The sequence below is a fragment of the Methyloglobulus sp. genome (assembly GCF_964779595.1).
In genome coordinates this window covers 1-9,148 of sequence record NZ_CBAROL010000054.1, presented here as the reverse complement: position 1 = coordinate 9,148, position 9,148 = coordinate 1, and the positions used below count along the sequence as shown (strand labels likewise).

At 44.0% G+C, this 9,148-nt stretch carries 11 protein-coding genes; 5 read left to right on the top strand and 6 right to left on the bottom strand.

Going from position 1 to position 9,148, the window contains the following annotated elements; all coding sequences use genetic code 11:
• Positions 1-500: 500 nt before the first annotated feature.
• From AC1YY3_RS12375 to AC1YY3_RS12360, 4 genes are all read right to left on the bottom strand, one after another.
• On the bottom strand, positions 501-1,343 hold the full coding sequence (locus tag AC1YY3_RS12375; protein ID WP_481825119.1) for a 23S rRNA (adenine(2030)-N(6))-methyltransferase RlmJ: 843 nt from the start codon (positions 1,341-1,343) through the stop codon (positions 501-503).
• 30 nt (positions 1,344-1,373) lie between these two features.
• Positions 1,374-2,168, bottom strand: a complete 795-nt coding sequence (locus tag AC1YY3_RS12370; RefSeq protein WP_481825118.1) for an RMD1 family protein — start codon at positions 2,166-2,168, stop codon at positions 1,374-1,376.
• Positions 2,169-2,198: 30 nt separating this feature from the next.
• Positions 2,199-2,603: a hypothetical protein gene (locus AC1YY3_RS12365; protein ID WP_481825117.1), complete on the bottom strand. Its 405-nt coding sequence runs from the start codon at positions 2,601-2,603 to the stop codon at positions 2,199-2,201.
• Between the two features lie 112 nt (positions 2,604-2,715).
• On the bottom strand, positions 2,716-4,020 hold the full coding sequence (locus AC1YY3_RS12360; protein ID WP_481825116.1) for a flavohemoglobin expression-modulating QEGLA motif protein: 1,305 nt from the start codon (positions 4,018-4,020) through the stop codon (positions 2,716-2,718).
• A gap of 289 nt (positions 4,021-4,309) precedes the next feature.
• Here AC1YY3_RS12360 and AC1YY3_RS12355 point away from each other — a divergent pair, with 289 nt between their 5' ends.
• Both AC1YY3_RS12355 and AC1YY3_RS12350 read left to right on the top strand, forming a co-directional pair.
• The gene (locus tag AC1YY3_RS12355) at positions 4,310-4,513 is read left to right on the top strand and encodes a hypothetical protein (RefSeq protein ID WP_481825115.1); all 204 of its coding nucleotides are present in this window, start codon (positions 4,310-4,312) and stop codon (positions 4,511-4,513) included.
• Between the two features lie 70 nt (positions 4,514-4,583).
• Positions 4,584-4,916, top strand: a complete 333-nt coding sequence (locus AC1YY3_RS12350) for a sll1863 family stress response protein (RefSeq protein ID WP_481825114.1) — start codon at positions 4,584-4,586, stop codon at positions 4,914-4,916.
• 217 nt (positions 4,917-5,133) lie between these two features.
• Here the strand turns inward: AC1YY3_RS12350 and rsgA are convergent, their stop codons facing one another.
• Both rsgA and AC1YY3_RS12340 read right to left on the bottom strand, forming a co-directional pair.
• Positions 5,134-6,057 (bottom strand): ribosome small subunit-dependent GTPase A, encoded by a 924-nt coding sequence (gene rsgA, locus AC1YY3_RS12345; RefSeq protein ID WP_481825113.1) that lies wholly within the window; start codon positions 6,055-6,057, stop codon positions 5,134-5,136.
• A gap of 3 nt (positions 6,058-6,060) precedes the next feature.
• A complete protein-coding gene (locus AC1YY3_RS12340; protein ID WP_481825112.1) occupies positions 6,061-7,311 on the bottom strand; it encodes a M48 family metallopeptidase in 1,251 nt (416 codons plus the stop codon).
• Positions 7,312-7,399: 88 nt separating this feature from the next.
• On the opposite strand from AC1YY3_RS12340, the gene orn reads away from it, so the two are divergent.
• The 3 genes from orn (at position 7,400) to AC1YY3_RS12325 (ending at position 9,073) form a co-directional block, all read left to right on the top strand.
• Entirely contained in the window at positions 7,400-7,954 is a 555-nt protein-coding gene (gene orn, locus AC1YY3_RS12335) for an oligoribonuclease (protein ID WP_481825111.1), read from the top strand.
• 89 nt (positions 7,955-8,043) lie between these two features.
• Complete coding sequence (locus tag AC1YY3_RS12330) at positions 8,044-8,304, top strand: DUF1640 domain-containing protein (protein WP_481825110.1); 261 nt, start codon at positions 8,044-8,046, stop codon at positions 8,302-8,304.
• A 193-nt stretch (positions 8,305-8,497) separates the two neighbouring features.
• Positions 8,498-9,073 (top strand): hypothetical protein, encoded by a 576-nt coding sequence (locus AC1YY3_RS12325; protein WP_481825109.1) that lies wholly within the window; start codon positions 8,498-8,500, stop codon positions 9,071-9,073.
• Positions 9,074-9,148 lie beyond the last annotated feature (75 nt).

The following is a 9,148-nucleotide window of genomic DNA, read 5'->3' as shown; positions in this document are numbered from 1 at the left end:
GAGTCAAGTAGAGGCTGTCATGCAAAAACTTAATCACAGACCACGAAAAACGCTAAACTACAAAACACCCCATGCGGTATTTTTTGGCGTCGACAAACGACAAGCCGCATGAATACTAGAATTGCACTTCAGAGTTGAATTCGCCATTTGTTCTTTTATCATGACTTCTCCCAGTGCGATTAAAAAGGGTGAACAGCAAGGCTAAACAAACAGGGTGAAACGTTAGATTATTGATGCCCAAACCCTTTAATAGTACTGGTAAATTTGCCGAAATACCTAAGGATGTGTAGTGCTATTGGACACTGGGTCGAGTATAGCTGAGTACCTATAATTATCAAATTTCTTTCTGGTTAAAAAACGCTATTAATTGGTTTTTTAGCAACGATAAGTCTTTGACTGGTAAATTAAAGTTACGATAAACTCAAAATAGCAGCCTTCTCAAGCACGCAAGTGTTGAATGAAGTGGGTGAATCGCGCTGCCGTAGGAAACCCTAGCGTGATTATTCGACCGCCAACTGCTCCACTCGATAATGCCCTTGCTGGTTTTCTCCTAATATTTTGGCTAACCAGGGCAAAACCATTTGCATATCGGTAAGCAATGTCCAAGGTGGATTAATAACGATCATGCCACTCGCCGTCATGCCGTGTTCGTCGCTATCAGGTAGGATGCCTAACTCGAACAACTGGATGTTTTTAATGCCGCTGGACTGTAAAGCACGTTCCATATATTGATTGCGCTTTCTGGCAACGACCGGATACCAAAGGCAATAACAGCCGGTGGCGAAACGTTTGTGCATGGCTTTCAGTGTGTCAACTACAGTTTGATACTCATTTTTAATCTCATATGAAGGGTCAATCAATATCAAACCGCGATTTTCTTTGGGCGGCAACAAGCCTAAGCTGTCTTTTAGGCCATCGGCACGAAAGTCTTTGATGCGCTTATCTTTTTTAATGAAGTCGTTTAAAAGTCTGGATTCCGCCGTGTGCAGCTCGTAAAGAAACAAGCGGTCGTTATCGCCTAACAATTGACTGGCGATTAAGGGAGAGCCTGGATAATGGCTTAATTGCTCGGAATAGTTGAAATTTTTGACGAGATTGACGTAATCGGCCACGCAAGCAGGCAAATCATCACGTTGCCATAAGCTGCCAATACCACCTAGAAATTCCTGGTTTTTCTGCGCTTCGTTGCTATTTAGCTTGTAATCACCAGAGCCAGCGTGGGTATCAATGTAGCAAAGCGGCTTATCTTTCGCTTTCAGGTATTTCAGCGATTGAATTAAAACGATATGCTTTAGAACATCGGCGTAGTTACCGGCATGGTAAGCGTGTTGGTAACTTAACATCTATGGGGTTATCAGGGGTTCAAGGTGGCTTTAGAACACTTTATCGACGATGGTCATACCAATTTCAAAGGTAATCAAGCCGATGATTATCCATTCCAAGGTCAGGGAATGCCGATGTTTTTGCTCATCAGCCAGCATTTCAAAGAGTTCATGGATGGTTTCCAGTTTTTTGGATAATACGTCGGTACGCGGCGTAACTTCCAAATATTTTGCGGCGGTAGTGTAGTAATCTTCATATTCTGGATACTCCCAAAAGAAATCCGGCTTATCCAACAAGTCATAATTCAAGATAATATCGCTTTTGGTCAAAAACAGTTGTCCGCGTATTTTAGCGATTTCTTGACGGCTTAATTTGATTTTGCCATCTTGCGCCAAAGATCTTGGAATATAACTGGTATTGTTGATGGTGGTGATGGCATTGGTTTCAAATGATGCCAGCTTGATGGATTGCGCCATACCGTGAGACAAGGAAAACAGCACAATAGGGTCAGAGGATTCGATTTCGATATGATCCTCAATAATACGCGTCTGCGGACAGTCTAGGGCGAAAGTAAAGTTATCTTCCTCAATCACTTTCAGCGGATTTTCATCATGATCCAATAGAAGATCATGAATTTTATGCTGTTGTTCTGGGGTGATATTCCAGTGTACCACTGCACCGTAAGCAAATATCATCGACCAAGCCTCATTATCCTCAATCAGCAACGCTCCTTTTATAATCCGTATCAGGCTGGTTTCCGACAGAATTTTAGACAGGGCGCTAATGTCAAAGCTTTGTGCCAAGCAATAGGCGACGCAACGTTTGACGGCTTGAGATTCAGACATAGCTGACGATAATGCTGATATAAATGGACATTAGTTTTCGGCGATTTTGACCAGCCATCCTTGCGCCGCCTTACATGGATTATATTTGGCATCAATTTTGACATCAATACGCGCCGCTGTATTACGTAAAGAATCGGGAATTTTCCCTTTGACCACATAGAAAGGGTCTTTAAATTCAGTTTTAATGTCTACCGGTTGCTTCTTGACCATGACAGAAACGACCTTAGGATTGTCGATATTGAACACCACAAAAGAAAACTCAGAACCAGGTGCAACCGTCGCCAAATGAGCGGGTTGAATTTTGTCCAGGCGCGGATGGATGCAATTGACATCACTACCGCCGCTCCCGCCACCATGACCGCTGTGATCCATTGCGGCGTTGGCATCAACCAAAAAAAGGGTAAACAGGGCTGACAGTACGTGTAGTTTTTTCATTAAGTTACTCCTCTGGTTTTGGGGTGGCGACAGCATAGGCTGGTCTGGATTATACCTACGATGTACTAACAATGAAATTATCTGTAGCGATAGCTCTTAAGCACTCATGTGTTCACAGTACATTCGCGTAATCTTGCTCCAATTGCCGAAAATTCATCGAGGTCATAAAGCGGCTAAAACTTAGCCATGCTGAAAGCCCCATCAAATCGGTAAACTGCGGCGGCAAAAAGCGTGGTGCGATTACCGTGCCTTCTTCAACCAAATCCACCAACACTTTCATGTCTTCAATCATGGTCTTGCCACAAAACAACAAGGGAATGCGGTCTGGTTTGCCTTTGCTTACCGCAAGCCGCATGAAGTTATAAGTCAATACAAAACCTTTGATGTAGGTCAGGTCTTTGGTAAATGGCAAGCCTTCGGGTGTGCTGCCCCTAAAAACACGGCTGCTGATGATATAGCTTTCATCCTTATCTAAGCCTTTCGCTACAAAAAAATTGAAAATATCAATAAAATTAGCACCTTCTTCTGCAAGCGTTATGGCGCGAACGCGATTGATTAAGCGCATGAGCCGATTAGGGGTGGAGCTGAAAGTGAGTATTTCCATCAACACAGCCAAGCCTTCTTGGGTGACCGTCGCCGATGGTGGGCCTTTGCCTAGAAACGTGCAATAAGGTTGCGCCAAACCATTCAGCGTAGTACCTAAATGCACCCAAATTTCATGGACTTCCAGAACCCGTAAGTCCCGCATATTGAACAAAGCATCAGCACGCAGCTTGATGTAATCCGTGCCAGCAGCAGCATCTGCGATAATGCCGTCACTGAGCATTGCGCGTAAGCTATTGCCGGGCAACGCCGCTTCGATTTTTTCGTTAAGGATGGCTACTGCATCCGTTGCAGCGATGGTTTTGGGTTCTTCAGCAAGAAAATCCAGCTTTAACAATTGCGCTAAGGTTTCTTCCATCATGCTGCCAAGCCCAGCAATGGTGGGGTCGCCGACATGGAAAACATCCTGCGATGAACCGTACAATTCTTGCGAAATATTGGCAAAGTTAACCTTCCCCCTGGATTCAAGCATGGTTACCACATCCTGATATTCTCGGCAAATCCGTCGCATAATCACACTGAGCGGATTAAGTTGCCCTAGTTTGCGGACAAGATCCCGTTCGATTTGGTAAAACTCCTGTTTTTTATCCTCTGGGTCGAAGCCTAATGACCGTCCCTGGTAGTATTCTGGGGTAATTTCTGGCAGTTTTTTACAGTGGTTGGCAAAAAAAACCTGCTTGATGCTGTCATCCCATTTAATCGCATCCAGAATACGGATGGGTTGTTGTGCTTTAACAATCCGGTCAGAAAGTGTTTTGACCTCGGTGAGGTAAGCCGATGGCGGTGGTGTTATGTAGGTGTTCTTGGCGTGCATTTATCATCCAAGGTTAGGCAAAGTTACGATAATCTATTGTAACCACACGCGGCAATAAAATGCACACTATCAAAATGGCTTTTTATTCACCATCTATTCCCATGCCATTAATTTGTTTGATCTTTCAGTACAGGCGCTTGATCGGTCAGCAAGGTGGCTTTGGATGTTGTTGTATGTTTTTAGGTTTTATAGTATTTTGTAGCTAGTGCTAGGCTATCACCGTAACTTAAGTGTCTAGCTACTATCACTAATATTGTTTGGTCAGTGTAGGCACACAAAGGGGATAAACATGGCGGAAATCGCGGTCAAGCCGATACTTAATTACATCATCGACTGGGTGCAGGCACGGGTTAATGAGCGGACTTCTTGGGATGGAGTTACCATTATTGTCATTAGCATCATAGCGTTAATCGCTACACCGTTGGTTAAATACGCTGGGTGGATAGGTTTGTGTTACGGCGCTTGGACATTGTGGAAAAGAGAAAAAATATAATAACAGTTTTTATTAACCTTATTGCGTTCCCATTTTGGGTGGCGCGAGTTTAACCTTGGAGGTCATAATCATGGCAACAAAAGAAGAATATTTAGCAAAATTAAAAACCCAACTCGATAGCTGGCAGGTAGAAGTGGATGCATTGGAAGCCAAAGCAAGCGATGCAATGGATGATATGAAGCCAGAAATAGATGCACAAATTGCCAATTTAAAAGTTAAGTTTGCTGAAGGTGAAGGCAAATTCAACGAATTGGCGGATGCCACTGAAGAAGCTTGGGAGGAATTGAAGGTTGATGCAGAGGCTAAATTTAACGAGTTAATCGGTGATTTCAAGGAAGATTTAGAAGTTGTAGCTACCGAGGCGAAAGGTCTGTTCGCAAAGATCATGTCTATTTTCAAATAACACTTTAAAATCAAACGGCTATCTTTTTGTGGCTGTTTTTTTACTAAGTTGTTTATCCTGCTTAACCTTACCATCCAAGGCACATAAAGGGCGATTTTAAAATCCTCCTTCATGTTGTCTTGCTCGCTGTCAAAGCGTTTTTCGGAGTGACAAACCTAGGTTTCTCACTCCGTTCCTATCAATCAAGTTGCTAGTTTAACCCATTCCAAATGGCTTATTACCCACTCATCTTTTGGGTAAGTTTCAAAAATCGCTCATACCGCGTCATGGCTATGTTGCCATCTTCTGCTGCCGTGCGTACAGCACAGCCTTTGTCTTGGTCGTGGCTGCAATCATTGAACTTGCAGTTGTCTGAAAAAGGCTGGAATTCCCGATAGCCTTGAGCTAATTGTTGCCTGTTCAAGTCCGCCAGCCCAAAAATCGCTACGCCGGGGCTGTCGATTAAATCCCCTCCGTTGTCGATATGGTAAAGCGTTGCGGCAGTTGTGGTGTGCCGTCCGTGTTTGGTGGTTTCGGAAACGGTATTCGTCCTTAGATTCTTATCTGGGATCAATGCGTTAGTGATGGAAGATTTTCCAACACCAGATTGCCCCGTAAACACGCTGACTTGGTTTTGCAATGCAAGTTTAAGCTCTGTTAACCCCGTTCCTGTTTTTGTGCTGACCCTATGTATTTGATAATCCAGGTTTTGATAGATAGCGAGTTCTTGTTCTAGGGTTTCTGATGGGTCTAAATCGACCTTATTGAGTATCAAGGCGACATTGATTTCGCTGTTCTCGCACACCGCCAGATATTGGTCAATGAGCAAGAAATCACAATAGGGTTCGACGGCAATGACGACGAATACCGTATCAATATTGGCAGCAACTGGGCGGATTTTGTTGTTTCTGGCCGGTCTAGCGAGCAGCGAACGTCGTGGCAGTATGGACTCAATACGACCTTGATCTGGCGCGGATAGTGACCATAACACCCGGTCACCAACAGCTACCGTTTCCAGTTTTCTCAGCGTTTGGCAGAGGATAATTTTATCGTCATGTTCTACTGCAATGCCTTGCCCTAAATGCGCGATAACCAAGCCTTCCTCACATAACGAGGGCGCGGGACTTTCCTTAGAAACGATCACGCGCCCTTGTTTGCTCATGGCTTACGCGGACTGCATTTTGGTTTCCAAATGGGCTATGCGGATGGCAGCGGGTGGATGGCTGTAATGGAATGCAGAATACAAGGGGTCTGGTGTCAACGTGCTGGCGTTTTCTTCATACAGCTTCACTAGGCCGCTAATCATTTTGGTGGCTTTGGCATTGCTGGCTGCAAAATCGTCGGCCTCAAATTCAAATTTACGCTGGAAATACGCGCTGATAGGCTGCATAAAAAACGTGAAAACGGGCGATACCAGCATGAACAATAACAGCGCGGCAGCATTTGATGGCTGTTCTACGCCTAAGCCATTATAAAACCACGGTTCATTAATCAACCAGCCCAGGATTGCCAAGCTAATCAAGGTTATAATCGATGTTGCAACCAGCATTTTGATGACGTGTTTGCGTTTGAAATGCCCCAGTTCATGTGCCAAAACCGCTTCAAGTTCTTCTTCATCAAGCGAATTTACTAAAGTATCGAAAAATACGATGCGCTTGTTGTTGCCGAGTCCCGTGAAATACGCATTGCCATGACCAGACCGTTTGGAGCCATCCATGATGAAAATGCCTTGGCTATTAAAACCGCAACGGGCAAGCAAACCCTGAATCCGGTCTTTCAATGAACCTTCCTGCATCGGCGTAAATTTGTTGAACAAAGGTGCGATTACAGTAGGGAACAGCCAACTCATCAGTAGTGAAAAGCTTATGATAATAGCCCAAGCCCACAACCACCATGTCGAGCCCACGCTATCCATCACCCACAGTATCAAGGCTAATATTGGAAAGCCAATGGCTGCACCAAGACCTAATTGCAAAAGCATATCTTTGATAAATTGCTTCGGAGTGCTTTTATTGAAACCATATTTCTCTTCAATAACAAAGGTTTGGTATAAGCTGGTGGGGATGTCGATTAAAGTCATCACCAGAAAAATCGTCGCTAATGCGGTAATTCCAGCAAGCATAGGTGAAACAATGTGACCCGCCCAGAATACGAATGCAGCATTGATGCCACCGCCTAATGTCATCAACAGCAAAACGACGATGCCGATAATGCTATCTATGGTGCCTAATTTGCCTTTCTCGATGGTGTAATCTGCCGCTTTTTGGTGCGCTTCTAAAGAAACACGGTCTTTGAACGCATCTGGCACCGCAGAACGATGACTAGCAACATGGTCTGACTGGCGTTTTGCCAGCCAGAATTGAACGGTGTAACAGATAAGCAATGCGAGCAAAAAAATAAGTGTAAAGCTGTTCATGAGTTAGAATCTTCAGGTTAAGAACTAGGTGTCGATATAGGCAAATGCTACACTAACTATCGTCCAATTAATATAACGGAAAAATCAAATGGCACAAGATGCCCAAAACCTGATCTGGATCGACCTGGAAATGACTGGCTTAAACCCCGACACTGACTTGATTATCGAGATCGCCACCGTCATCACCGACAAAAACCTGAACATCCTCGCCGAAGGCCCGGCCATTGCCGTGCATCAACCCGATGCCGCCTTGTTGGCGATGGACGACTGGAACCAAAAACACCACGGCGAATCGGGCTTGATTGACCGAGTCAAGGCTTCCAAAACCAATGCGGAAGCCGCCGAGGCCATGACCATTGCATTTTTAGAGAATTGGGTGGCTGGACGGGTTTCCCCCATGTGCGGCAATACCATCGGGCAAGACCGGCGCTTCTTGGTCAAGTACATGCCCAAGCTGGAGGCTTACTTCCATTACCGCAGCATTGATGTCTCGACGTTAAAGGAATTGGCAGCACGCTGGGCACCCAACCTAAAAGACGGCTTCAAAAAAGAGACCAAGCATGAAGCCTTGGCGGATATTATTGAATCCATTGAAGAATTGCGGTATTACCGGGAGCATTTTATTAAAGCTTCAGGTTTGTAGGTACGGCTACAGGGCTGATTTTTTACCCGTTGCACATGGTATAATTTTGCCTAGTTTGGGACGATTATTTTCATTTTGGAGAAAAAACCATGTCCACCATTACGTTTGATACCCACAGTTTTGTAAAAAAACTTAAAGCGGTAGGTTTCTCGGAAGAACAGGCCGAGGTATTTGCCAGTGAACAAGCCCGTCTAATTGAAGATAATTTGGCGACCAAAAAAGATTTAGTCGAACTTGAAAACAATTTACAACGCGACTTGCGCGAACTGGAATACCGGATCATCATCAAGTTGGGTGGGTTAATGGCTGCATCCATTGCAGTTGTCGCTACACTGGTTAAGTTGCTTTAGTTAAAGGATAAGCAAACAACAAAACAATTTTCCCACACTGCCGAACTGGAAGCGTATTTCCATTACCGCAGCATTGATGTCTCGACCTTAAAAATGCGCAAACCAGCTAGACGATAAGTAATCGTACTAATTGGATTTTTTCAGGTTACCGTAAATAATATGTTTAACTGAGATGTTTTTTGGAGAACTATCAATGGAATTTAATATTTTTGCAGGTGCGCGCCGAATTGTGTACCTCATTGCGGGGCTTGTTATGGTATACGCACTATATTTTTACATATCCTATCCACATGAGATACAAAGAAGCTATTCATATCACGATGGCGTATTTAAACGTGAACCGGTGCATTGGGATGATTGCGGGAAAGGCATGAATTATTTTTATGCCTATACCAAGTCAGGCCACTATGTACGCATCAACTTATGTCCAACAGAAAGAGTGGTATATTTCAATAAATCAACCAAAGAAGGGGGAGGGATATGGAGAAAGGTAGTACCCACCACTTTTATAACCAACGGCATGGATTATGAAACCAGTAAAAGAATTATTGATGGTGTTAAACAAGCATTTCATTTCTCACCGAAAGATGAGGAATCCATAGAACAACAAGTGGCTAATCACAACCATGAAATTCGGCAAATGATAATAAAAGACTTCAGCATTTTCTTGGGGATACTTTGCTTGTTTGTGTCCTTGGTAGATACCGTCTTAAAACCCAAGTGTCAAGGCTTATTTTACTGCGAAAAGAGGATCAAAAGGTTCGCCTGATTTCAAGATAGCAAAGCTAAGATGAATGAGTTTACGCATAGCGGCGCAGGCGATAGCCTTACCATTCTTGCCATT